Source organism: bacterium SCSIO 12741 (assembly GCA_024398055.1).
Lineage (GTDB): Bacteria > Bacteroidota > Bacteroidia > Flavobacteriales_G > Salibacteraceae > SCSIO-12741.
Genome location: CP073749.1, coordinates 2228306 through 2254778, shown reverse-complemented (window position 1 = coordinate 2254778; position 26473 = coordinate 2228306). Strand labels below are relative to the sequence as shown.

The following is a 26473-nucleotide window of genomic DNA, read 5'->3' as shown; positions in this document are numbered from 1 at the left end:
CAATTTTACAGGCTTTTCAATTATGCCTCTGAAAGACATACTCAAACTTTTCCCTATTCTTCTTTTGATAACCTCTTGTGTGGGAGGCTCAAAGAGACCCGATGTAAGTCAAATTGAAGTGGATCTGCGATGGAGCAGATTGGACCGTGAACTCTTTGCCAAAAAGTACTCCATGGAGGAAAAAGTGCCGGCACTGAAGGTAAAATACGGCAACTTCTTTAGTCAATATGTAGAAAGCATCCTAAATGTAGGTGCAGTAAACGACCCTTTGCTACCCAGTGTATTAAAGGATTTTGTTTATGATTCTGACATCCAAAAGATTTACAACAAAACCCAAGAGACCTTAGGGGATCTTGAACCGGAACAGGAAGAACTCAAACAAGCTTTTCGCTATTTCAAGCACTATTTGCCCGAGCGTCCTATTCCTCAGGTGGTAACCTATATATCTGGTTTTAACTACGCCATTGCTGCTTCCGATTCAACTTTGGGAATTGGGCTCGATATGTACCTGGGTTCAGATTACTATTATTACAGTCAATTGGGCTACCCGGCTTACCGGAAAAGAAAATTGAACCGCCAGTTTTTGGTTAAGGATGCCGTTAAAGGGTGGATTCAAAGCGACTTTGAGCCAGACCCTGAAAACAAAACCCTGCTCAATGAAATGGTTTACGCTGGTAAAATCTTTTACATGCTCGATCTTTTGTTGCCCGAAACACCGGACTCCATTAAGATTGGCTGGACCAGCAAACAACTGGAATGGTGCGAGACCAACGAAACCATGCTTTGGGGACACTTTGTAAACGAAAATTTACTCTTCAATATTCACCGGAATCAATACCAGAAATACTTGGCCGAAGGACCTTTTACAACAGGATTCTCCCAAGAAGCCCCTTCCCAAATTGGTTTTTGGATGGGCTGGAAGATTGTTCGTTCCTACATGGAAAACAATTCCGAAGTGACCCCTGAAGAATTACTCAACACCTCCGACCCCCAAATCATTCTGAACAAATCAGGATACAAACCCTCATTGTAGTATGGCTCTGAAAAAAACACAAATCAGCATAGATGTGGAACTGGATGAAAACCACGTTCCAGAAAGAATGAAATGGTCCTCTTCGGATAATCAGGAACAGGGAGTGTGTGATGCCACCTTAATTTCTATTTGGGATAAGAAATCCAAAAACACCCTCAAGATTGACCTTTGGACTAAGGATATGACTGTTGATGATATGCGCATCTTTTTCCACCAAACCATGCTCACCATGGCTGACTCCTACAACCGAGCCACTGGTGAAGATAACATGGCGTTTCACATGCGAGAGTTTGCCCGGTACTTTGGAGAAGAAACGGGAATCATTGACAAGCAATGATTCAATTTTAAATTTTAAGGGTAAATGATCAATTTTCAATGCTTCTCAGGTAGCACAAATTGAAAATTTAAAATTGAACCTGATCATTTAAGATTGATAAAGCCCATTCGTCTCCCGAATAAGCTCCAGCAATTCATCCTTTCCTCTTCCTTCTGTAGAAGAAGTAATGACCTGAGGGGGTAAAGTTTCCCAGGTTTCCGATAATTTTCTGCGGTAGGCGGCCAGATTTTTGGCCAGGGCATTTTTGGTAAGCTTATCTACTTTGGTATATACCAATACAAAAGGAATTCCCTCAGAGCCTAACCAATTGATAAACTCCATATCTATCTTTTGAGGTTCCAACCTGCTATCGAGCAGCACGAAGGTATACATCAAGTTTTCCCTTTTGATCAGGTATTCCTCAATAAACTTGGACCATTTTTTTCGTTCGGTTTTGGAAACCGCTGCATAACCATATCCAGGTAGGTCAACCAAGTACCAGCCCGATTTCGGTTGCTCTGGAACCTCATCAAACCAAAAGTGATTGATCAACTTGGTTTTTCCTGGGCGTCCGGACGTTTTGGCCAACCCTTTTTTATGAGCCAGGCAATTGATCAACGAGGACTTCCCCACATTGGAACGACCAATAAAGGCATACTCGGGACGATCGGGTGTTGGACAAATCTCCAACCGATCACTACTTTTTACAAAAGAAACGGGGGCGAACATCAAGAAGCCAATTCCCGATCATACCAATCGGTCAAAATCTTGTTGAATTCTTCAGGGTGCTCCATCATTGGGGCGTGGCCACACTTATCGATCCAGAATAGATCGGCTTTAGGCATCAATTCCTTGAATTCTTCTGCTACCTCGGGAGGTGTAATCAAATCGTTTTTCCCCCAGATCAGGCACGTAGGTGTTTCCATGGTAGGAAGCTCCTTGGCCATGTTGTGACGGATAGCCGACTTGGCTAAAGCGATCACACGGAGAGCACGACTTTTGTCATTTACGATCTCAAAACACTCATTAACCATTGGCTCAGTAGCGTTTTTAGGATCGAAGAATGTGTATTCTACTTTTTTACGAATGAATTCGTAATTGCCTCTTTTGGGGAATGATCCACCAAAAGCGTTTTCATATAATCCAGAACTTCCTGTTAAAGTAAGTGTTCTCACACCTTCGGGATAGCGGGAGGTGTAAATCAACCCCACGTGACCTCCGAGCGAGTTGCCCAACAGGTTCACTTCTTCATATCCTTTGAATTCAATGAATTCACGAAGGAATTTACCCAGGGCCTTTACATGGGTATTAATAACAGGCAAGGTATAGATAGGTAGTAAAGGAATAACTACTTTATACTTCTTGCTAAAATGGGGGACAACGTCCTGAAAGTTACTCATGGCGCCAAACAATCCGTGTAGGATTACTATAACCGGCCCTTCCCCTTCTTCCAGATATTCAAACTTTCCTTCTTTCTTAAGCTCGTATTCCATTCACGGTATGCGATTGCGGAAATTCAAAATTAATCATTTTGCCCTTACCGCTAGTGCATGAACCATGCTGTATTAACACTACTATGTTCATTGCCCAGCCGACACTTCCACCTTAATGCCTCACTACTCACATTTTACGCCCATTTCACGCAATCCCTCAGTGCGCCTGGGACACCGCAAAAATCAAAAGTTTTCAACAAAGTGGTAAAAAATGGTAGCTTGTGGTAGAAAGTGGTAAAATAGTCGTACTTTTATCGCTGTTTTTTGGGTGAAATCCGAGTGATGATCAATTTGTTAGGGGAATATGACTGTCGTGTAGACGCCAAGGGGCGAATGATGCTTCCTAATGGCTTGAAAAAGCAGATGGAATCCCTTGTACATGAAGGTTTTGTCATCAACCGGGACACACACGAAAAATGCTTGGTTCTGTACCCCAAACAAGAGTGGGATAAGGTGAGCAAACAACTCAATAAGCTCAACCGATTTATTCGCAAAAACGCTCTGTTTATCCGGAAATTCAACAACGGCGCCACTCCAGTCCAACTGGATGGCACGGGTCGCCTACTCATCCCCAAAGTACTTTCTACCACCGCCGAAATCGGCAAGGAAATCAAAGTACTGGGCAATGGAGAACGGATCGAAATCTGGTCTAAAGAACACTACGAAGCCATGCTAAACAGCGATGAATTTGACTTCTCTGAACTGGCTGAAGAAGTGATGGGAGGCGTAAATCCCGAGGAAGAAAATGAGTGATTACCACAATCCCGTTCTACTTCAGGAGTGCTTGGAAGGTTTGAATATCGAACCTAATGGCAGCTACGTGGATGTTACCTATGGCGGTGGCGGACATTCCTCTGCTATTCTCGAAAAACTGGACCAAGGCCAACTTATCGCATTTGATCAAGACCCCGATAGTTTACCCAATAAAGTAGATGACGCCAAACTCATCCTCGTCCATCAAAATTTCAAGTACCTAAAAAACTCTTTGCGCCTTTACCGCGCTATCCCCGTTGATGGACTACTTGCAGATTTAGGCGTTTCATCACATCAGTTTAATGAAGGATCCCGTGGATTTTCATTTCGCTTTGACGGTCCATTGGATATGCGGATGAATCCCGGCATCACCCAGTCCGCCACGGATATCCTTCAAACTTACGAGCCTGGAGAGCTGAAGCAATTATTTCGTCTTTATGGTGAAATAAAAAATCCAACTCGCCTGGTAAAAGCCATTTTAGAAGCCCGCGAAAACGGTCCAATCGACACGACCGGAAAACTTAGAGACCTGGCCGGTTCACTCGCCCCACCCCATAAACAAAATCAGTTTCTGGCTCAGGTTTTTCAAGCACTCCGAATCGAAGTCAATAAGGAACTGGACGTTTTAAAAAGCTTGCTTAACCAAACAGAAGAGGTCCTCAAACCCGGAGGACGTCTGGTGATCATTTCTTATCACTCACTCGAAGATCGCCTGGTTAAGAATTACATGCGTTCGGGAAACTTTGAAGGCGAACTCACCAAGGATCTGTACGGCAACATTCAACGCCCTTTCGAACCTCTGAATCGAAAGGTCATTGTGCCTACGGAAGAAGAAATCGAATTGAATAACCGCGCTCGAAGCGCCCGATTGAGGATTGCAATAAAGAACTAATGGCAAGCGAATCCAAAAATAAGGCCCCAAAAACGCGCAAAAAGATCAATCTGATTGCAGACTTGATTAATGGCAACATCCTCACCCGGGAAAAAGTCATTGAGCACCTGCCCTACTTCTTATTCCTTGCCCTGATTGCTCTAATCTACATCTCAAACGGCTTTCTGGCTGAAGAAAACGTTCGCCAAATCAACAAGACGAACAATGAGATCAAGGAATTGAGATCGGAGTACATCACCATCAAATCGGAATTGATGCACAAGAGTAAGCAGTCACAACTTGCCCGCATCATCGACGAAAAAGGCATGGGTCTCAAAGAATCCTTTAAGCCTCCTAAGAAAATCGTTAAACGCAAGGAGGGAAATGGCCAATAAAGGAAATACATCCCGCCGCTTTTATACGATCTACCTATTGCTGGTAGTTTTCGGCCTCGCTATTGTGTACAAGATCATTGTTGTACAATATGTACAGGGCGATGAATGGAAGGAAATGGCCCACAACCATTCTCTGAAATACAAAACCATTGAAGCCATTCGAGGAAATGTTTATGCCACCGACGGCAGTTTGCTGGCCACCTCCATTCCTAAATACGAAGTACGTTTTGATTGCGTAACTGAGGCCTTGACCGACAAAATCTGGGAAGAAGAAATTGACAGCTTATCCTATCACCTAAGCACCCTACTCAACCACAAGAGCCAGGGACAATGGCGGGAAGAACTACAAGAAGCTCGTGACAATGGCAAGCGTTACCACTTAATAGGAAGAAACCTAAACTATACTCACCTAAAAGAACTGCGCTCCTTTCCGATTTTCAAAAAAGGACAATATAAAGGTGGATTTATCTACCTCCAACAGAACAAACGCGAAAAACCTTTCCAGGTTTTAGCCTCGCGAACTATTGGCTATAGCCGAAACAACGCTAAACCTGTAGGACTCGAAGGTGCTTACGACCAAACGCTAAGCGGCGTAAGCGGAGTGCGACTGATGCAAAAAATCGGTGGCGGAAACTGGAAACCGGTAACCGACGACAACGAAATTGAACCAGAAGACGGGTCAGATATTTACACCACCCTGGACATGAACATTCAGGATGTGGCTGAAAACGCGTTGATGGAGCAGTTAGCGAAGCAGGAAGCCGATCATGGCTGCGTAGTGCTTATGGAAGTAAAAACAGGTGAAGTAAGAGCCATCGCCAACTTGACCCGAACTCCATCCGGAAATTACTGGGAAAGCTACAACTACGCCGTGGGTGAAAGCACGGAACCCGGCTCCACCTTTAAATTGGCCTCCCTTATTGTAGCCCTAGAAGATGGTTACATCGACTTGGATGACAGCGTAAAAACCGGTCGCGGAGTATTCAAGTTTTACGACCAGAAAATGTATGACTCCCACAAAGGTGGTTTTGGTACGGTAACGGTGAAACACGGATTTGAGGTTTCCTCCAATATTATGGTAGCCCGGATCATCAATGAGAATTACAGTAAAAGCCCCCAGCAATTTATCGATCGCTTATATAAGATGAATCTAAACCAACCTTTGGGTCTTGAGATTTATGGCGAAGGGACACCTCAAATCAAATCGGCAAGCGACCCTTCCTGGAGTGGAATTTCCCTTCCCTGGATTTCACACGGCTATGAAGTAGCCCTAACTCCACTACAGATTCTCACCTTTTATAATGCCGTAGCCAATGATGGCGTAATGGTTAAGCCAAGATTCGTTAATGAAATCCGTACCATGGGCAAGGTGATCAGAACCTTTGAACCGGAAGTAATCAATCCTGCGATCTGCTCCAAAGCCACCATTAATAAAGCACGCACCATGCTTGAAGGAGTGGTCGAAAACGGAACCGCTCGTAACCTTAAAAACAGTGACTACAAAATTGCCGGTAAAACAGGAACCGCTCAGATCTACAACGCCAAATACGGCTATAAATACGCCAGCAAGGTGAGCTACCAAGCCTCTTTCGTCGGCTATTTTCCTGCAGATGACCCGATGTACTCCTGCATAGTAGTGGTAAACGCCCCTTCTAAAAATGTGTATTATGGAAACCTGGTTGCTGGTCCTATTTTCAAGGAAATCGCAGACAAAGTTTACGCCACCAGTATTCAGCTACACGAAGAACTTAAAGAGCAACAAGAATTTACCGCCCAAACCCGAATCCCAGTATCCCGCAATGGCAATCGCGAAGACCTCGACCAGGTTTTCAATACGATTGATGTGGATGTAAATCGTGGAGAAGATCCAGGCAACTGGGTTGCTACGAGCACCGGCTCCGAGGATGTAACCTATTACAACAGATCAATAAAAGATGGCCTCGTTCCAAACGTGGTCGGAATGGACATAAGAGACGCCATATTCCTGGTTGAAAACCTGGGAATGCGAGTAGAATTTGAGGGACGAGGTGTCATTCGCGAACAGATTCCTAAACCCGGAAGTCGGATCGACAAAAACGGGGTTATCAAACTGAAATTGACCTAATGAAACTGCTCAAAGACATATTATATCGTACCAATATCCTGAATGTAACGGGATCCACGAACGTGGCGATTGAAAACATTTGTTTCGACTCCCGTGAGGTATGTCCATTTTCGGTTTTTGTAGCCATTCGCGGCACCCATAGCGATGGCCATGCCTACATATCCAAATCTATTGATTCAGGAGCTATCGCCGTAGTGTGCGAAGAACTTCCTGCCGAAGTAAACCCGGAAATCACCTACATCCAGGTCAAAAATTCGCATGCAGCCTTAGCCAATATGGCCTGCAACTTTTACGACAACCCTTCCGAAAAACTTCAATTGGTTGGTGTAACAGGCACTAATGGCAAAACGACTTGCGCCACACTCATGTTTGAGCTCTTCACCCAGCTCAACTACAAATGCGGACTTCTTTCAACGGTGGTCAATCGAATTCACCGTCAAGAGATTAAAGCCACCCATACCACCCCTAACCCACTTGAACTTAACCGTCTTTTAGCTCAAATGGTGGAAGAAGGATGCACCCACTGTTTTATGGAGGTGAGTTCACATGCCTTGGTTCAACATCGCACCACCGGACTGCAATTTCGGGTGGCGGTGTTTACCAACATAACTCGGGACCACCTGGATTACCACCAAACATTCGACAACTACATAGCCGCTAAAAAGCTGTTGTTTGATGGATTGACCAAAGGCAGCGATGCACTGATCAACAGTGACGATTTCCATGGCGAAATCATGGTACAAAACAGCAAAGCCAAGCTGAGCACTTTCGGATTACGCTCTATGGCTGACTTTAAGTGCAAAATCATTGAAAACGATTTTAACGGACTTCAACTCAACATTAACGGAAACGATGTTTGGACCCGACTGATCGGAAAATTCAATGCCTACAATATTCTCTGTGTGTATGGTGTAGCCCGCCTATTGGGCGAATCCGAACTACCCATACTTACCGAATTATCGAAGTTACAATCCGTTTCAGGCCGCTTTCAATACACCATTAGCCCCATGCAGGTAACCGGCATTGTGGACTATGCCCACACTCCAGATGCCCTGGAGAAAGTACTTGAAACGATCAAGGACATCCGTACGGGAAATGAGCAAGTCATCACCATAGTGGGGTGCGGAGGTGATCGCGACAAGGGCAAGAGACCCCAAATGGCTCAAATCGCCACCAAAGGAAGCGACAAAGTCATTTTCACGTCAGACAATCCCAGATCCGAAGATCCCGAACAGATTATTCGCGATATGGAGGCCGGCGTGGATGCGGCAGACTTCAAGAAAACATTAAGCATAACAAATCGAAAAGACGCTATAAAAACAGCAGTATCCATGGCCGGAGAGAAGGACATTATCCTGGTTGCTGGCAAGGGCCATGAAAACTATCAGATCATAGGAAATGAGACCTATGATTTTAACGACATGGAAATTCTCACGGACTACCTAAATCAGTTTGCTCAATAACAATGTTGTACTACCTGTTTCAATACCTGAATGAACTTGACGTTCCTGCAACCGGGGTGTTTAACTACATCACCTTCCGAGCTGCACTTGCCGCCTTTTTATCCCTAACCATTTCTATGGTTTTTGGAAAGCGAATTATTCGATGGTTGCAAAAAAGGCAATACGGAGAAATCGTTCGAGACCTTGGACTGGAGGGGCAAATGCAAAAGCAAGGCACACCTACCATGGGCGGACTGATCATTTTGGCCTCCATCCTCATCCCCACTCTATTGGTTGCTAAGCTGGACAACGTTTACATCATTCTCATGCTCATTGCCACGGTAGGCCTGGGCATGATCGGCTTTTTGGATGACTATCTAAAAATCAAGTACAAAAACAAAGAAGGTCTAGCCGGAAAGTTCAAGATTGTTGGACAGGTTGGAATCGGTTTGTTGATCGCCCTGGTATTGATTTTTAATGACCATACACCTGTACGTCACAAGGTATTTATCGAAGACAGCCAGCAAGCCGCGCAAACGCTAAGTGATGAAGATGCTACTTCCTCAAACAGAGACTATGTATGGGAAGAAACCAAAGATCTGAAGACCACTATTCCATTTGTCAAGAACAACGAGTTTGACTACGCCTGGCTGGTTAAATGGATTGATCCATCCCTGGCCAAATACACCTGGTTGCTCTTCATCCCTATTGTCATCCTGATCATTACGGCTGTATCCAACGGGGCCAACATGACCGATGGACTGGATGGATTAGCCACCGGAACCTCGGCCATTATCGGTGCGACTCTGGGCATCCTCGCCTATGTATCCGGTAACTACTTTTTTGCCGACTACCTCAACATTATGTACATACCCAACTCCGGTGAATTAGTGGTCTTTATCGCCGCCTTCGTGGGAGCTTGTGTTGGGTTCTTGTGGTTTAACTCCTTCCCTGCTCAAGTATTCATGGGCGATACGGGAAGCCTTGCCATTGGAGGAATAATAGCAGCATTCGCCATTGCTATTCGAAAAGAATTATTGATCCCCATTCTATGTGGAATCTTCCTGGTAGAGAACCTATCGGTAATGATTCAGGTGGGGTATTTCAAATACACCAAAAAGAAATTCGGTGAAGGTCGACGGGTCTTTAAAATGGCTCCACTTCACCACCACTACCAGAAGTTAGGTATTCCTGAAGCCAAGATCGTTGCTCGATTTTGGATCATCGGAGTAATGCTCGCCATTGTAACCATTGTGACCTTGAAATTGCGGTAGGCATGAGCCAGCGATTAGTCGTATTGGGCGGTGGAGAAAGCGGTGTGGGCGCCGCTATTCTGGGATTAAAAAAAGGGTACGAGGTATTCCTGTCTGACGCAGGGGCCCTAAGTGATAAATACCGCGACGTTCTTTTACATCATGAGATACTGTTTGAAGAAGGAAAACACACTTCGCACAACATTCTGAACGCAGATATCGTGGTAAAAAGTCCAGGAATTCCGGACCATGTAGCTCTCGTTGTAGCCTTAAAGGAAAAAGGCATCCCCGTGATTAGTGAAATCGAATGGGGAGCTCGATTCTACGAAGGCACCCTTGTAGCTATTACCGGATCGAATGGAAAAACGACGACCACCCTATTGACGCATCACCTGATCCAAAAATCGGGTAGAGAAGTCATATTGGGAGGCAACATTGGAGACAGCTTCGCCCTTCAGGTTGCCCAGGAGGATGTTCCGGATTTGGCCATTTTGGAAGTTAGCAGCTTCCAATTGGACGGAATTGAGACGTTTAAACCGCACATCGCCATTTTGCTCAACATCACCCCCGATCATCTTGATCGCTACGATTACAAAATGGAGAATTACGTCCATTCTAAATTCCGGATTACGGAAAATCAGAATGAATCGGATTACTTGATCTACAACCAGGACGATCCGGAAATCACTTCTTACCTCAAGCAGCATCCCACCCAAGCCCAATTATTACCCTTCTCACTGACGGAAAAACCCGAAGGAGAAGGAGCATGGATTGAAAACAAGGAAATCATTATAAACAATACTAATTCGGAAATTACCATGTCCATTCAAAAGTTAGCACTACAGGGTAAACACAACATCTACAACTCCATGGCAGCTGGAGTCGCCGGAAAAATTCTGGAGCTGCGCAAAGAAATTATTCGAGAAAGTCTTTCCGACTTTCAAAACGTGGAACACCGCCTGGAATACGTGACCAGCGTATGTGGCGTTCGCTACATCAACGATTCTAAGGCTACCAACATCAACAGTACCTGGTATGCCCTGGAAAGCATGGACGCACCTACTGTATGGATTGTAGGGGGCGTGGATAAAGGAAATGACTACAGCATGCTGGACGAATTGGTAGCCGACAAGGTAAAAGCCATTGTATGCTTAGGAGAGGATAACCGTAAAATCCACAATGCATTTGCTGGTATTGTTGACCACATCGTGGACGCATCTTCCATGCATGAGGCCGTAATGATGGCCTACAAAATCAGTGAAAAAGGAAATTCTGTACTGCTTTCACCAGCTTGTGCGAGCTTCGATCTATTTGAAAATTACGAAGAAAGAGGACGTTTATTTAAAGAAGCAGTTAGAGGACTTTAAACCAAGAACAGGAGGAACTTGAAAGAAGCACTCAAATATTTCAAAGGAGATCGCGCCATTTGGTTGATTGCGCTCATTCTGGCCGTATTCAGCCTTCTTTTGGTGTATAGCTCCATTGTTACCCTCGCCTACAAACACCATGGTGGTAATACCTTTTATTACCTCTTTAGACATGGCCTGTTTTTAGGGTTAGGATTTGTACTGATGTACGTTACGCACAAAATGAAGTACTCCTACTTTTCGCGTATCGCCCAGCTGCTGCTCTACCTCAGTATACCCTTACTGCTTCTTACTCTGATGATTGGAACAAACCTAAACAACGCAAGTAGGTGGCTAACAATTCCAATTATCAATCAATCCTTTCAAACATCTGACCTCGCCAAGCTGGCCCTAATCATGTATGTAGCCCGCATGATTTGGATCAAGAAAGAGGTACTCAACAAATTCAAAGAAGGCTTTTTACCTATCATCATTCCCGTTGGCATTGTGTGCGCGCTGATACTGCCTGCTAACTTCAGTACAGCCGCCGTATTATTTACCTGCTGCCTGGTTTTGATGTTTATGGGAGGCGTTCCGTTCAAGCATTTTCTATCCTTGATACCCGCTGGTATAGTAGTCATTGCCTTTGCGTTTCTACTCGCCAAATCCTTCCCGGAAGTATTCCCCCGATTGGAAACCTGGATTTCTCGGATTGAAAATTTCTCGGATGGTGAGAATGACCCAAATGCCGACTACCAGTCCAATCAGGCCAAGGTAGCCGTGGCACTGGGTGGCCCCATTGGTGTAGGACCTGGAAATAGCTCTCAGCGAAACTTCCTACCTCACCCATACTCCGATTTTATCTACGCCATTGTTTTGGAAGAATACGGACTGATCGGAGGAGTATTTATACTCGCCTTGTACCTCATCCTGTTTTTCCGAACCCTTAGAATGGCTGGACGAACCGACAAACCTTTTCCGCAACTGCTGGCACTTGGCTTGAGTTTTCTACTGGTCTTTCAGGCCATGATCAACATGGCCGTTGCCGTCAATCTCTTACCGGTTACCGGTCAGCCCCTGCCCCTTGTGAGTATGGGAGGAACTTCCACCTGGTTCACCTGCATCAGCATTGGTGTGATTTTAAGCGTGAGTCGGGGAATAGAATTGGAAAGCAAGAAAAAAATAGAAATAGACGATTATGCCATCGCCTAAAATCATCATTTCTGGAGGAGGAACTGGAGGTCACATCTTTCCGGCTATCGCCATTGCAGATTCCCTCAAAGAAAAGCTGGATGATCCAGACATTCTCTTCGTTGGCGCCCAGGGCAAAATGGAAATGGAAAAAGTTCCTCAAGCCGGTTACCCAATTGAAGGATTGTGGATCAGTGGGTTTCAGCGAAATCTGAGTCTACGCAATCTCATGTTTCCTTTTAAGGTTATCCAGAGTATACTCGACGCCCGCAAAATCGTCAAAAAATTCAATCCCGATGTGGTTATTGGAACCGGTGGTTATGCCTCAGGTCCGGTTTTGAGAGTTGCCTCCAAGCTCAAAATCCCTACCCTTATCCAAGAGCAAAACTCCTATGCGGGAGTCACCAATAAGATTTTGGGCAAATCCGTAAGTAAGGTATGCGTAGCCTTTGAAAATATGGACGGCTTTTTTCCTGCCGAAAAACTGGTTTTAACTGGAAATCCCGTTCGCTCAGAAGTTATTGACATAGCTGGCAAAAAAGAAGAAGCACAGGAATTTTTCCAACTCGATCCAAACAAAAAAACACTACTCATCATTGGTGGAAGTTTAGGAGCCAAGGCGGTTAATGACAGCCTGCTTCTGAGCCTCAACGAAATCAATGACAGCCCCTACCAATTGGTATGGCAAACCGGAAAAATTTCCTATCCTGGAGTAAAAGCAGCAGTAGATAAACTGAGCAGCGAATCGATTCGGGTTCATGAATTTATTCGAAGAATGGACTTGGCTTATGCAGCGGCAGATCTCGTTATATCCAGAGCCGGAGCTATTGCTGTTTCCGAATTGTGCTTAACCGGAAAACCTTGCATTCTTGTTCCGCTACCAAGCGCTGCAGAAGATCATCAAACCAAAAATGCCGTGGCCCTGGCTCAACATGACGCCACCGTCATCGTAAAAAATGCGGAAGCTCCAGATCGCCTTTGGTCAGAAGCAACCCGATTGCTTGACTCCGACACCGAATTACAGAAACTAACCGAAAACATTACCCGACTTGGACTGCCCAATTCAGCCGATTTGATCGCAGATGAAGTCATTCAATTGATGAAACATTAATATGGATTTAAGTCAAGTCCGTCGTATCTATTTTGTGGGTATTGGAGGCATCGGAATGTCTTCCCTGGCCCGGTATTTCCATCAACTGGGATACGCCGTTGGAGGTTATGACAAAACTCCCTCGCCCGTTACAAGAGGACTTGAATCGGAAGGCATTTCCGTCACCTTTGACCACACTCCACAGGTAAATGATGAACTGCCCGATTTCGTGGTACGAACCCCAGCTGTACCCGCCGACAATCCACTTCTTCATTATTTTCAGGAGAAAGGGATTCCCTTGTACAAACGGTCGGAAGTACTGGGAATGATTACCCGAAAATCACCCACAATTGCCGTGGCCGGAACCCATGGCAAAACAACCGTTTCCACCATGACGGCTCACCTACTCAAGCATGCCGGCGTTCGTTGTGCCGCGTTTTTAGGTGGAATCTCACTCAACTACAACACCAACCTACTACTTGATGAAAATGCCGAATGGACGGTAGTTGAAGCTGATGAGTACGACCGCTCGTTTTTGCAGCTCTACCCCAAAATCGGAACCATTACCTCAGTAGACGCGGATCACTTGGATATATACTCCTCTGAACAAGATCTGCACGAAACCTTCAAAACCTTTACCCATCAAATTGATCGAGATGGGAAACTGATCATCAACGACCGGGTAACCATTCCTCTGGAAGGTCCGGGTAAACCGGTAATATACAGCTCAAAAAAAGACGCTAACATCCAGGCCATCAATCTAAAAAGCGAACAAGGCCATTCTCATTTTGATTTGGAAATTAAGGGGCAAGTCTACACCGACTTTAGACTCTCTTTTCCAGGAAGACACAACGTAGAAAACGCTTGTGCTGCGGTAGCTGCAGCCCTTGAAGCAGGTGTATCACCCGAGCAGTGTCGCCAAGGCCTCGCTGCCTTCAAAGGCATTTTTAGAAGGTATGAGTACAAGATTCATCAGGAGGACTTGATCTACATTGATGACTATGCGCATCACCCCGAAGAATTGAGAGCCGTAATTGAGGCCACCCGTGAGTTGTTTCCGGGAAAATCCATTACCGGAATCTTTCAACCCCACCTATTTTCAAGGACTCGCGATTTTGCAGATGGCTTCGCCGAATCCCTCTCCCTATTGGATGAAATATTCCTGTTGGACATCTATCCGGCACGCGAAAAACCCTTACCTGGCGTGGATTCCCAGATGCTTTTGGACCGCATAGTTATCAAAAACAAAAAGTTAGTAAAAAAGGATGCGCTTTTAGCGAAAGACTTCTTTAAAAACAAAAATTTACAAATACTAATGACCTTAGGGGCAGGTGACATCGGTGAACTCGCCAATCCTCTAAGAGACAATTTATTAGAAATCACAGCAGAGTGAAGAAACTGGTAGACATATTGACATGGGTTGGCCTTCTCGGAGGGATTGCCTTGCTACTGGGCTTTGCTGAAAAGAAAAAAGATTTGCAGGAAACAAGCTCCCTGGAAATCCATATTGAACAGGCAGACGAATCGGGTTTCATTACCGAGAAGGACGTTCAAAACCTGTTTACCAATCAGGGTTACGCTACTACTGGCCACCTGATGAATGACATCGACATTCAACATTTAGAGCAGCTTTTGCGCAATAAATCATCGGTAGAAACCGCTGAAGTATTTACAAGCATCGATGGAAAGATTGTGGTAAACATCACCGAGCGCACCCCAATCATCCGCATCTACAACGATCAAAACGAAAGCTTTTACCTGGATCAGTACGGAAGTTTGATGCCACTCTCCCACCAGTTTGCCGCCCGGGTATTGATTGCCAACGGATCGATCAACATTCCCTTCTCCACGGTAAATCGCCTGGAGGATCTGGAAAATGATTTGAGCCGGATTTTCAGACAAAGCAACACGACCGCTGTTCAGAACACATCGCTTATTGCACAGCTGGAAGTACAAAAAGAAGAATTACCAGGGGCCACTCAGCTCAAAGAGTTGTTTGACCTCGCCCTCTACATTCACCAAAACCCATTCTGGAAAGCCCAGATATCTCAGGTGTATGTAAACGATAACGGAGAATTTGAACTACAACCCAGAGTTGGCAACCACAGCATCTTGCTGGGCAAGGCCAATCGGTTGGAAGAAAAATTCGACAAGCTCTTGCTGTTTTACCAGCAGGGTTTGAGTAAAACGGGTTGGAATGAATATTCAACCCTGAATTTGAAATACAAGAATCAGGTTGTTTGCACTAAACGATAAATTTATGTCACTTACTACGGATTACGTTGTTGGATTAGATATTGGTACTACCAAAATTGCTGCCTTGATCGGACGGAAAAACGAGCACGGAAAGCTGGAAGTTTTGGGCATGGGAAAAGCCCCATCTCCCGGAGTAAGTCGTGGAGTAGTAACCCACATTACCCCAACAGTAGAGGCTATCAAAGAAGCCATTCGCCAGGCTGAAGAGCGCTCAGGAGTTTCTGTACAAGAAGTGAATGTGGGAATTGCCGGACAACACATCCGAAGCATCCAGCACCGCGGCGTGAAAATTCGCGATAGCTACGAAGATGAAATTACACGCAAAGACGTGGAATCGCTACGTGGCGATATGTTTAAGCTCGTGATGCAACCTGGTGAGGAGATTATTGACGTAATTCCTCAGGAGTACATTGTAGACAACGAGCAAGGTATTGTGAACCCAATTGGTATGTCGGGTGGTCGTTTGGAAGCTAACTTCCACGTGATCATTGCTCAGGTAGCTGCTGTAAAAAACATCGTTAAGTGTGTGGAGAAGGCAGGCCTTAAGGTGCTCGACATCACCCTTGAGCCACTGGCATCTGCAGAAGCCGTACTTCACGAAGATGAAAAAGAAGCGGGTGTAGCCCTGGTAGACATCGGAGGTGGTACTACCGACCTGGCCATTTTTCAGGAGAGCATTATTCGTCACTCGGCGGTAATTCCTTTTGGAGGCAACATCATTAGCGAAGACATTAAAGAAGGGTGTTCCATCATTCGCAAGCAAGCCGAGCTACTGAAAGTAAAATTCGGTTCAGCCCTGGCCAGCGAAAATCTGGAAAAAGAAATCGTTTCCATTCCTGGTTTGAGAGGACGTCCCGCCAAAGAAATATCGGTTAAAAACCTGGCTCGAATTATCGAAGCTCGAATGACCGAAATCATTGAGCAGGTGTACTACGAAATTAGAAACTCAGGCTACGAAAATCGCTTGATTGCTGGAATCGTGGTAACCGGTGGTGGTTCACAATTGCGCCACATTACTCAGCTTTTCGAATTTACTACTGGAATGGATACCCGAATTGGATATCCAGCTGAGCACCTGGCTTCAGGAACCGAAGAAATTACAAGCCCTACATTCTCAACCGGTGTTGGACTGGTATTGAAAGGCTACGAATACATCGACTTCCAGCAGAAGTTGGCTCAGGAAAGCGCTTCCAAAATCAACAGCGATTTGCTCATGCAGCAAATGGAGCAAAAGATGCAGGAGCAGCAACAGCAACAAGAAGAAGAGTTGGTTGAAGAAGAGGCTGAAACCTCGTACACGGCCAACGATTTGGATACTCCTAACCAGGAGGGATTTTTGAAGAGGCTGATCAGCAGCACTCGTAAATTTTTAGAAGAAGACGAAGATTAATCACGCATATAAATTGTAGATCATGAAGTTTGATTTGCCCAAAGAACAATTCTCCATTATTAAGGTCATCGGTGTAGGTGGCGGCGGAAGCAACGCGGTAAACCACATGTACCGCCAAGGAATTAAGGACGTTGATTTTATGGTATGCAACACCGATCAACAGGCTCTTGACATTAGCCCTGTCCCCGTAAAGGTACAGCTGGGTTCCAGCTTAACCTCGGGATTGGGAGCTGGTTCGAAGTCGAGTGTGGGTGAAAATGCGGCCATTGAAAGCATTGATGAGATCAAAGGATTGTTGGGTGAAACCACCAAGATGATTTTCATTACCGCCGGAATGGGTGGAGGTACCGGAACAGGTGCTGCTCCAGTAATCGCTCAAGCGGCTCGTGAAATGGGCGTATTGACCGTTGGTATTGTAACCATGCCTTTCTCATTTGAAGGAAAGAAACGTCGCAGAAGAGCCGATGAAGGGATCAAAAACATGCGTGATAATGTAGATACCCTTTTGGTAATCAACAACGACAAACTTCGTGAGATGTTCGGGAACCTTACCCTGGACAATGCCTTTGAAGAAGCGGATAGCGTATTGACCACGGCCGCTAAAGGAATTGCCGAGGCCATTACCAATACCGGTAAAATAAACGTGGATTTCAACGATGTGAAAACGGTTATGACCAACAGTGGTGTAGCCGTTATGGGATCGGCAAGAGCCACTGGAGAAGACCGTGCTCAGGTAGCTGTTGAACATGCATTGAACTCACCTCTATTGAGCGAAAACGACATCAAAGGTGCCGCTCATGTACTGTTGAACATTACCTATGGTAAAGGTGAGATTCTGATGGATGAAATCACCGAAATCACCGATTTCATCGAAGACGAAGCGGGAATGGAAGCGGAAGTTATCTGGGGACACGGTTTGGACGAAAGACTGGAAGATCACGAGATCAACATTACGATTATCGCTACTGGTTTTACCCATGCTTCAGGAGAAACTCAGATTATCCAGGAAGAACCCAGAACGCGTATTAATCGCCTGGATGACGACATCAAAACTGAATTGACTCGTCCTATTCCATCGCAACCACAGCGCCCACAGGCCACTCAGGCAAGTATTTTTGATGCTTCATCATCACAACAACAGACGCCTGCTCCTGAAAAAAATGAAACTGAAAACCTGGAACCTGTACTTAAATCAGGCCCAGCGATACAAAAGACAATAGAGCCCGAAGACAGAACCATTGAAACGCCTTCGGAGCCCAAGGATATTATTCGTCATCAATTAGAGGACGAGGTCCCTGCCCCAACAACTCCTGAGTCTTTTACTTCATTCACCCAGGAAGAGCCTCAGGAAGACATCGCCGAAACGAAAAGCTACTCCCTGGAACCGGAACTCAAGTCTCCGGACCAGGAATTGGCTGGCGACAAACCAGAACGTATCGAAATTGAGATTAAAAAGGAAGAGCCCGTTGTAGCTGAACAGCCTCCGGCACCTGCTCCTGCTCCTAAAGAGGAAGAGTCTAACCTTTCTCCAGAAGAGAGACACAAGGTAGCCCAGGAAAGAATGGCTCGATTGAGAAACTTGAGCATGCAGCTGAAAACGCCATCGGGAATCGCCTCTTTGGAAAGTGAGCCTGCATTTAAGCGTCGTTCCGTAGAATTGGATGATGTTTCTCACTCTTCTGAGTCTCAGGTTTCTCGTTTTACCCTTTCCGAATCAGAAGACGAAGAAGGAAAAAAGAAAACCGAACTCCGTTCTAACAATTCATTCTTACACGATAACGTAGACTAATAATGACTCTTGCCGAACAAGTAAACGCAGACATTAAAGATGCCATGAAGGCCAAAGAGCGTGAAAAACTCGACGCTCTTCGTGCTGTAAAATCAGCTTTGTTGCTGGCCGCCACTGAAAAAGGCGCAAATAACGAGGTTTCTGAAGAAGCCGGAATCCAAGTTATTCAACGACTGATCAAGCAGCGCAATGAGGCAGCAGAAGCCTACCTGGGCCAAAACCGTCAAGACCTGGCCGATGTAGAGTTGGCTCAAGTAAAAGTCATTGAAAAATACATGCCTGAACAACTCTCGGAAGAAGAGGTTGAAGAAGGACTCAAAAGCATCATCGCCGAAACCGGAGCAAGCTCCATGAAAGACATGGGAAAAGTGATGGGAATGGCCACTAAAAAATTTTCTGGCAAAGCAGACAATAAACTTGTATCGCAGCTCGTTAGAAAGATGCTGAGTTAATCTATTATTTATCCTTTCCCAATCGGTTATGAATATTTATTTTCATAACCGATTTTTTTATGCGCTCATTTTCAGCTACATCCGCCCTAATTTTTCTGTTGCTTTGGGGATTTTCCACGAAAGCTCAGGAGAAATGGACTCTTCAAAAAAAGAGCAACGGAGTACAGGTATATACCAAAGATGCTCCTGGATGGCCCCTCAGAGCCTATCGGGCGGTAACCCGCTTCCCGGCCCAAGCAGATTCGGTCATGGCTTTTTTGATGGAATGGGATAATCGAACGGATTGGATGAAGAGCTGTAAGGAATCGAAACTTCTACATCAGTCTCAGCAAAAAGAGTTTATCATCTATAACGTTTACGAAGCTCCATGGCCAGTAGATGATCGTGACATAGTGGTAAAATTTGTCCATTCGGAAGACACCGCTGGCAACCAATTTTTGTACTACACAGCAATACCGCATTACATTCCAAAAAAGGATGACTACGTGAGAATACCGCGGTCGGAAGGTTTTTGGCGAATTACCCAAATTGATGCTGAAACGGTGGAAGTGTTTCAAGAAGGAAGAGCAACCACTGGAGGATCCATTCCCACCTGGCTGGCCGATGCATCGGTGGAAGACAATCCGCATGAGTCTTTTATTAAAATGAAGGCTTACTTTCTGAAAAAGGCCAAAGCCGGACAATAGCCAACCCAAACCCGGGTCATACGTATTTAGCATTGCATCCTCATTCAAAACTCATGAGTCGACTTTTTACCTTCACCTTTCTTGCCGCCCTACTGGTATTATTTGGCTGCAAAAAGGAAGACGACCCACTTATGGTGGAGCCTCAAACAACCGTTCCTCCAGATGCCATTGAGAGTTATCACATTACACTAAATGCCCAATTCGAGCGGGTGGCGATGGAGTACACCAAAGGCAATCAAGTAGAAAAATACTGGTACACCAAAGACGGAAATAATGTCTATACCTGGAAGATTGAATCAAATGGGGACACCACCAAAACAGTAAGAGAGCACATGGCCGATGGAGAACACCTTCAATCCAAAGACACCTTGTCTTGCGATTCCAATGGCTGTATTCTGGAAGAACAATGGGCCCATTACAAAAACAACAGATTACAAAATACGATTAATGGCAGGTACCTCTATAAACCAAATGGTGAGCGTGAAAAAGCTGGCCCTGAGACAGTTTCTACCTATACCTACTCTAACGATCAGCTTATAAAAGTGAGCCATTCCACAGATGGTACTGATCCAATATCAACCACTTACACCTACTCCACGCTAACAGCCAAATACAATACCAATTCCTTGTTTGGTGGAACCGGAGAATATTTGGTCAAGACTTCGTCCTACGACGGCGGCGGATCGCGTTATTCCACAAACCGCAGTTATAGTTATCAACTGAACAGCCAATCCTTGGTTACCCAAATGACCGATACCCGAATCCACGTTGGCACAGGAATCAGAAACATTGTTCAGTACAACATCAGCTATACGTTTGAGTAGTTTTCAATATCCAATCTTCAACATTCAATCTTCAACTTGGAGTTCAGATAGTAATCTAATCCCTGTCAGCTCTTTTGAGGTTATCTCGAATTAAGTTCGCATGGAATTGAACTAAACTTAATATTGGAAGGGGATTTTTTTGTGGGTTAGGAGCTATTATCGCGCATTCAAATATTTGATAAGCCCTTCTGATGAATATCCAATCCTCTCCCGTTGTCCTTCCTTCACCAAAAGCCATTTTTTACACCTTTCTTGTCCTGGCGACCCTCAGCATTTATTCTTGCAAAAAAGATGAACCTACCCCAGTAGAAGAACCCAAACAATCGGAAGTTACACCCGATGAAATTGAAACCTACCACATCACTTTGAATACAGACTTGGATCGGGTGGCTATGGAACACACCAAAGACGGCAAGACCGATCGCTTTCAATACTTCAAGGGAAAGGACGAGCAGTTCACCTGGAACCTTTCTAACGACTCCGATACGATAATGAGCTCCTACCTACTCAACGCTCAAGGGGAACATCAACAACTGAAGGACACCCTATCCTGTGACTCAACGGGATGCCTGATTGAAGAAGCCTGGATGAATTATGACAATGGCCGGATCCTTAGTTACTCACATGGAACCTATCTCTATACTCCGCAGGGAGAAAGAAAAAATGCTTCTCCAGAAACCATTTCCACCTATGAATACGAAGGCGATCAATTGCTCCGCATCACCAAGACAAAAGATCAGACCAACCCCATCGTCTATGGTTTTACCTACTCCGATTTGACAGCCAAGTTCAATACCAACATCTTGTTTGAAGGGCAAAGTCCAAATCTGGTAAAAAGCAACTACTTCGAAGGCGGAGGGTCGCGTCATGCCATTACTAAGGAATACAGCTATAGAATGAATACCCAAGGCTACGTTACCCACGTATATATTACCACAGAACAAAAAAGCACTGGCACCCGATCGATAACCCGATGCGATTTGTCTTATACTTTTAAGTAAATTAGAGGGATAAACCCTCTGTATGAGACCATCCCTATTTATTCTAGGAATTTTCCTAACTACCCTGTTTTTTTCATCCTGTAAAAAGGATTCGGATGAGGGGATAAACCCAGATTACTTCCAACAGTATCACTTTGTGCTCGATGGAAATCGGAAACCTCTATTTGCAATACGCACAAACGGGGGGAAAAGAGACACCTTGCATCAATCGTTTTTTGAAAACAAGATTTACGAAAACTTTGACGACACTATGTATTGTGACAGCGTTGATTGTCTCTTTTGGGAATATCGTTACTTCTATGACGGCACAAGGCTTGCTCGTTCCACGAAAACCTTGTACAGGGAAAATCACTACGGACATAGGAATATTTCCGGTCCTGGAAACCATACAGCGACCTATACCTACGACCACCAAAATGTCATTCTAATTAAAATTGTGATAGATAACGCTAATACAAATTACCACCGTCATGAATTTAGTGATTACACCGCTGCGGTCAATACCAACCCTTTGTTTAATGCCATCGGCCACAATCTAGTCTCTTATAGTGGAAAATCAGGTATGGCATACCGCGGTAGTCGTCCAACGAGGTACCGATATGAATTTGATGAAAACAGTTTTGTAACCAGAATCTATACATCCCGAGGAGACGAGAGAGATCCGTCTATAACGCAAATCGACTTTACCTATGAAACGAGGTAATCTACTAAACCTCATCCCTAAAATAAAAAAGCCGCACAGTACATATCTATGCGGCTTTTTCAACTCATTTTTTTAGATCCTATTCCTTAACCCACTGCTTTCGACTGATGTGGTTTTCGGTCAATCCTTCGATGTAATAGATTCCTGCCTCGAGAGCGCTCAAATCAAGGCCATATTCGGCATCAATCAATTCTAAGGTCTCAAATACCACCCGACCGCTAATATCGCGTACAATCAAGCCTTTTTCGAATGGCGTTGTAGTGGACACATAAACCATTCCACTGGAAGGGTTCGGGTAAATTTTCCAGGATGCCTCAAGCCGGCTTTCATCGATTCCACTGGCAAAAACGGGAATCATTTCGCAAAGGGTATCTACACCACAAGGACTGCTCACATACAAGCAAACCTCATAAGAACCATAGACCCCAAAAATTTTGGAGGCCGTTCCCTTATCTGGCCCAGTGATATCTTGTGTACCATCACTAAATGTCCAGGTGAAATTCTGGATTCCGTTCGTATCTGCTTCAAATACCACCTTTCGATCCTCTACTGTATAGATAAAGGCAGAAACCGCTTTTGGGCAATCCACATTGATGTCTTTGCAGGTGGGCGAAGAAGCATTACCACAAACATTTTCGGAGGTAAGGCAAACATTGTAGGTACCTTCTGTCGCATAGGTGTGTCTTGGATTGGTTTGAGTGGAAGAATCTCCATCTCCAAATTTCCACAGATGTCCCGCTGCGCCCTGCGTTTGATTTTGAAACTGAACAACCAAAGAAGGGGCTTGTGTATTTTCATTCCACGCGGCCGTCGGGGTTTGAGATCCGAATCCATTAAATACACCAGCTGACCAGGAATATCCTCCCATCAGGTTTCCATCATGGCCACCGCCTGACAAATCGAAGGCCTTGGTTCCAGCACCTTCATTGAAATTGTAATAGATCACCCGGCCATTGGTAGGACCAGAACCATTGCAGGCCATGTCCATTACTTCCGCAGCCGACAAGGCCCGGTCGTAGATCATAACATTGTCTAAGGCACCATCCAGAAAGGAATTGTTTTGCTGATTCCATCGACAGCCCAGGCGTAAATTACTTCCTGCATTAAGGTGCAGGTCCCTTAAAGCAGCGTTGGCGTCCGTAATGCCCTTGGTCCCCTGACCTTCAGCCTGACCATTCACATACAGCGTGATGTTGTAGGTCGTAGTAGTTCCCACCGTTCGACCCGCTTCGATAACGGCCGCCACATGAATCCACTCATTGGCCGTGGCAGCAATACTACCCGTAGATACCGGCTGGGTATTGTTTTGATTGTAATAGGTGTATAGGCGAATTTGATTTTGAAACTCACCCAATAAAAAACGCATGCCATTGGTTCCATTGGCATATCCTCCGCCCTCGGCAAAGTCGAGCAGGTAGTTGTTTCCGGAACTCCAATCTGCATTCACCCACATGGTGAAGGAGGCAGCTGAAAGTCGGGTAAAAGAGAAGTTAGTTGAATCCACCACGATACGGCCGTCGGTGCCGTCTAAGTCGGCTGATGTATTTTGACCAATTAGTGGCAGGTTGAATAAAAGGCTGGCTACAAGAAAGGGTATTAGCTTTTTCATAGCAAACAGAATTTGAGAAATATCCGATAGTTCTACCAAATATAGCAAAAAGCTAACCTCATATTACACAGCTAATTACAGCCTATTCAATTCTTCTTAACTCATCCCCACGAGCGCGCTCAAGCTGGATTTCCTACATTTGACTTAACTACCAAATACGTCGCCATGAAACACCTCTTATGGATTATTATTCCCCTTTTCCTGCTATCCTGCGAGGAACAAGGCAAACCTGAAAAGAGCAAAAAACCACGTAACGGGGTGTATGAAACCTTTAGAGAAGGGAAGCTCTACTCCAAGGTAAACTACAAGGATGGTAAGCGACATGGACTTGCTCAAAACTTTTACCCAGACGGAAAGGTGAAGGTTGAATACAACTACAAAAACAATGTAAAAGAAGGGCCGTTCCGCCATTATTATGAAAATGGCAAGGTGTATCAAGAAGTTGAGTACCTGGAAGGAGTGATGCACGGCATTGAAAGGAAGTATTACGAAACCGGAGCTCTCCTATCAGAAATGCCCTGGAAGCAAGGTCGACCCGGAAAAGGATTGAAAGAGTATACCCGGGAGGGCAAGCTGAAAAAGAAAATTCCAAAGATTGTGGTAGAAGAGGATAATACGGCCGCATTAGATGGTCAGGTTCTCGTTACTTTCAAACTGGACAAGAAGTTTAAGGACATGGATTTTTACCGTGGTTTTTTGGACGAGGATGGGTTTCTTACGGAAAACTATGAAGACCAATGGCTGGGCTCAAAGAAGGCCAAATTTGAACGGTTTGTTCCCCGGGGCGGCTTTCTGATGGAAACGATGCAGGTAGTGGTCAAAGTAAAAACCCGATCGCGAAACTATTACGTACTGGAAAAGGAGTACAACTTAGCCGTCAATAACTAAGCATTCGTAACCGCGTCTTAAGCTCATAGCTGTCGGGGTTTACCTTTAACCCCCTTTCTACAACTTGCCTGGATCGCGTTTTTTGCCCCCGCTTGAAATAGTAAGAAGCCGCTTCACCATAGGTTTCATCGATCAACTCGCCATTAATTTCCTTCAGCACACTTTCGGGATAAGCTTCAAATTTTTTCAAATACTCCTCGCCCAAAGATCCTTTTTGGTAACGATAGTGTTCCAAGGCCACAAAAAGCATTACCCCACACTCCAGGATCTGATACCGGTTACTTTCCTCAAAGTGCGAAAAATGCTCGTTAGCTCTTTCCACAATGGCCAGAGCGCTATCTGCCCGGCGAGCATCGGTAATTTGCTGTACCACTAAGTTAAAGGCCAAGTCTTGAACAAATCGATTTTCCGGCCTCATTTTGTAGGCATCGTAAACCATCTGTTCAATCTCAGGGGAATAGGATAGATCTTCTAAGGCATAGTTCGCTTTGAAGAGGTAGTAGAAAAAGGTGGTACTTTCTACCATTTCCAAGTCGGTTAATCTTCTCAGAAGATTTTGAGAAAGGGTATCGAATTCCTCCATACGGGTTTCTTCAATGGTCAGCTGATCACCCAGATGGGTATAAACGTATTCCAGATATACCTCGCTGTCTTTAGGGCCATGGTTGGCCAGGGTAACCAAATCGTTGAGGTATCGCTTGCTTCCTTTTTTGTATCGTTCGGGTTTTACCTGTTTGGCCAGGCAATCGTAAATCATCACCTGAAAACGAAAACTTGGGTACAGGTACCAGGCTTTCCGGTAGTAGTTCAATGCTTCCTTAAAATCTCCTTTGCGGTAGTTGTAGTTGGCTACATTACCATACTGTATGCCCGCCAGTTCCTGAATGGTGATTCCCTTATCGCGGAAATAGTATCGCTCAAAAAGCTCATTATAAGATTCCGTTTCAAGCGATTCTTCCGGCTCATACTTAAACTTAACAAGGTTCTCTACAAATGCGGCAACGTCTTGCTGATCGTAATAAGACAATCCAGAAAGTCGATTGGTGGATTCTACTTCGATAGCCTCCGTTTCTGGAAGTACGATTAGGTAAACATGATTAGGTTGTTCCAGAATGGAGGTTTTCATTCCTAATCGTTCAAATAGAATCGCATATAAAGCAGTACCTGAAACACAATTGAATTTTCCCTCGCCAAAGATTTCGGTAAACTCATTGTGCAATTCGTACTTCGATAACAAATTGTCGTTGACGTAATCATACACCGTAGCCACCTTCTTAGCCGGCTTCTTCTTGGAAAGCTTGTGGCGAGACTCCAAGGTGGCCAGATGATCACGTACCTCCCTTTTGATTTCAAGGTAAACCCCTTTACTACTCGATCGGGTGGCATAAACAAACACTTCCAGCCAGTCTACTTCCTCATCGTTATCGATGCGGGTAAACACGTTCTTTTCTCCGATGGAATTGAAGGTAAGTTCTTCAAACTCCACCAAAAGTTCATCACCAGCCTTGGATGACCATGGCCATATCAATCCGGTTAGTACAAGAAACAGGGCAACCGGTAGGAGTCGGTTTGTCGTTGGTTTTTTCAT

Annotated in this window: 25 protein-coding genes; 21 read left to right on the top strand and 4 right to left on the bottom strand. The window is 44.9% G+C overall.

The window, feature by feature from the left end; genetic code table 11:
- Positions 1-22: 22 nt before the first annotated feature.
- Both KFE98_09470 and gldC read left to right on the top strand, forming a co-directional pair.
- Complete coding sequence (locus KFE98_09470; protein ID UTW64348.1) at positions 23-1033, top strand: hypothetical protein; 1011 nt, start codon at positions 23-25, stop codon at positions 1031-1033.
- 1 nt (position 1034) lies between these two features.
- Entirely contained in the window at positions 1035-1370 is a 336-nt protein-coding gene (gene gldC, locus KFE98_09465) for a gliding motility protein GldC (GenBank protein ID UTW64347.1), read from the top strand.
- An 87-nt stretch (positions 1371-1457) separates the two neighbouring features.
- On the opposite strand, the gene KFE98_09460 is transcribed toward gldC, so the two are convergent.
- Positions 1458-2078, bottom strand: a complete 621-nt coding sequence (locus tag KFE98_09460) for a YihA family ribosome biogenesis GTP-binding protein (protein ID UTW64346.1) — start codon at positions 2076-2078, stop codon at positions 1458-1460.
- Entirely contained in the window at positions 2078-2842 is a 765-nt protein-coding gene (locus tag KFE98_09455; GenBank protein ID UTW64345.1) for an alpha/beta hydrolase, read from the bottom strand. The genes KFE98_09460 and KFE98_09455 overlap by 1 nt, the downstream gene beginning before the upstream one ends.
- 282 nt (positions 2843-3124) lie before the next feature.
- Between KFE98_09455 and mraZ the strand changes: the two genes are divergently transcribed.
- The 18 genes from mraZ (at position 3125) to KFE98_09365 (ending at position 22388) form a co-directional block, all read left to right on the top strand.
- Complete coding sequence (mraZ, locus tag KFE98_09450) at positions 3125-3595, top strand: division/cell wall cluster transcriptional repressor MraZ (GenBank protein ID UTW64344.1); 471 nt, start codon at positions 3125-3127, stop codon at positions 3593-3595.
- Positions 3588-4487 (top strand): 16S rRNA (cytosine(1402)-N(4))-methyltransferase RsmH, encoded by a 900-nt coding sequence (gene rsmH, locus KFE98_09445; protein ID UTW64343.1) that lies wholly within the window; start codon positions 3588-3590, stop codon positions 4485-4487. Before mraZ ends, rsmH begins: the two co-directional genes overlap by 8 nt.
- Positions 4487-4861 (top strand): hypothetical protein, encoded by a 375-nt coding sequence (locus tag KFE98_09440; protein UTW64342.1) that lies wholly within the window; start codon positions 4487-4489, stop codon positions 4859-4861. Before rsmH ends, KFE98_09440 begins: the two co-directional genes overlap by 1 nt.
- Positions 4851-6965, top strand: a complete 2115-nt coding sequence (locus tag KFE98_09435; GenBank protein UTW64341.1) for a transpeptidase family protein — start codon at positions 4851-4853, stop codon at positions 6963-6965. The genes KFE98_09440 and KFE98_09435 overlap by 11 nt, the downstream gene beginning before the upstream one ends.
- Positions 6965-8428 (top strand): UDP-N-acetylmuramoyl-L-alanyl-D-glutamate--2,6-diaminopimelate ligase, encoded by a 1464-nt coding sequence (locus KFE98_09430; protein UTW64340.1) that lies wholly within the window; start codon positions 6965-6967, stop codon positions 8426-8428. The genes KFE98_09435 and KFE98_09430 overlap by 1 nt, the downstream gene beginning before the upstream one ends.
- A 2-nt stretch (positions 8429-8430) precedes the next feature.
- Complete coding sequence (gene mraY / locus KFE98_09425) at positions 8431-9681, top strand: phospho-N-acetylmuramoyl-pentapeptide-transferase (GenBank protein UTW64339.1); 1251 nt, start codon at positions 8431-8433, stop codon at positions 9679-9681.
- Positions 9682-9683: 2 nt separating this feature from the next.
- Positions 9684-11027 carry a UDP-N-acetylmuramoyl-L-alanine--D-glutamate ligase gene (murD, locus tag KFE98_09420; protein ID UTW64338.1) on the top strand — a complete coding sequence of 448 codons (1344 nt, stop codon included), beginning with the start codon at positions 9684-9686 and terminating at the stop codon, positions 11025-11027.
- Positions 11028-11045: 18 nt separating this feature from the next.
- On the top strand, positions 11046-12218 hold the full coding sequence (locus KFE98_09415) for an FtsW/RodA/SpoVE family cell cycle protein (GenBank protein ID UTW64337.1): 1173 nt from the start codon (positions 11046-11048) through the stop codon (positions 12216-12218).
- On the top strand, positions 12205-13308 hold the full coding sequence (gene murG / locus KFE98_09410; GenBank protein UTW64336.1) for an undecaprenyldiphospho-muramoylpentapeptide beta-N-acetylglucosaminyltransferase: 1104 nt from the start codon (positions 12205-12207) through the stop codon (positions 13306-13308). The genes KFE98_09415 and murG overlap by 14 nt, the downstream gene beginning before the upstream one ends.
- Before the next feature lies 1 nt (position 13309).
- Positions 13310-14680: a UDP-N-acetylmuramate--L-alanine ligase gene (locus KFE98_09405; GenBank protein ID UTW64335.1), complete on the top strand. Its 1371-nt coding sequence runs from the start codon at positions 13310-13312 to the stop codon at positions 14678-14680.
- Positions 14677-15543 (top strand): hypothetical protein, encoded by an 867-nt coding sequence (locus KFE98_09400; GenBank protein ID UTW64334.1) that lies wholly within the window; start codon positions 14677-14679, stop codon positions 15541-15543. The genes KFE98_09405 and KFE98_09400 overlap by 4 nt, the downstream gene beginning before the upstream one ends.
- Before the next feature lie 4 nt (positions 15544-15547).
- Entirely contained in the window at positions 15548-16933 is a 1386-nt protein-coding gene (ftsA, locus tag KFE98_09395) for a cell division protein FtsA (GenBank protein UTW64333.1), read from the top strand.
- A gap of 22 nt (positions 16934-16955) precedes the next feature.
- The gene (ftsZ, locus tag KFE98_09390; GenBank protein UTW64332.1) at positions 16956-18722 is read left to right on the top strand and encodes a cell division protein FtsZ; all 1767 of its coding nucleotides are present in this window, start codon (positions 16956-16958) and stop codon (positions 18720-18722) included.
- 2 nt (positions 18723-18724) lie between these two features.
- Entirely contained in the window at positions 18725-19174 is a 450-nt protein-coding gene (locus tag KFE98_09385) for a GatB/YqeY domain-containing protein (GenBank protein ID UTW64331.1), read from the top strand.
- A gap of 59 nt (positions 19175-19233) precedes the next feature.
- Positions 19234-19860: a hypothetical protein gene (locus tag KFE98_09380; protein UTW64330.1), complete on the top strand. Its 627-nt coding sequence runs from the start codon at positions 19234-19236 to the stop codon at positions 19858-19860.
- Between the two features lie 53 nt (positions 19861-19913).
- Positions 19914-20684 carry a hypothetical protein gene (locus KFE98_09375; protein UTW64329.1) on the top strand — a complete coding sequence of 257 codons (771 nt, stop codon included), beginning with the start codon at positions 19914-19916 and terminating at the stop codon, positions 20682-20684.
- Positions 20685-20875: 191 nt separating this feature from the next.
- Entirely contained in the window at positions 20876-21685 is an 810-nt protein-coding gene (locus KFE98_09370) for a hypothetical protein (GenBank protein ID UTW64328.1), read from the top strand.
- Positions 21686-21707: 22 nt separating this feature from the next.
- Positions 21708-22388, top strand: coding sequence for a hypothetical protein (locus tag KFE98_09365; GenBank protein ID UTW64327.1), 681 nt, complete (start codon positions 21708-21710; stop codon positions 22386-22388).
- 79 nt (positions 22389-22467) lie between these two features.
- On the opposite strand, the gene KFE98_09360 is transcribed toward KFE98_09365, so the two are convergent.
- Complete coding sequence (locus KFE98_09360; protein UTW64326.1) at positions 22468-23997, bottom strand: PKD domain-containing protein; 1530 nt, start codon at positions 23995-23997, stop codon at positions 22468-22470.
- Between the two features lie 165 nt (positions 23998-24162).
- On the opposite strand from KFE98_09360, the gene KFE98_09355 reads away from it, so the two are divergent.
- Entirely contained in the window at positions 24163-24885 is a 723-nt protein-coding gene (locus KFE98_09355) for a toxin-antitoxin system YwqK family antitoxin (protein ID UTW64325.1), read from the top strand.
- Here KFE98_09355 and KFE98_09350 read toward each other — a convergent pair.
- The gene (locus KFE98_09350) at positions 24875-26473 is read right to left on the bottom strand and encodes a hypothetical protein (GenBank protein ID UTW64324.1); all 1599 of its coding nucleotides are present in this window, start codon (positions 26471-26473) and stop codon (positions 24875-24877) included. The genes KFE98_09355 and KFE98_09350 overlap by 11 nt on opposite strands.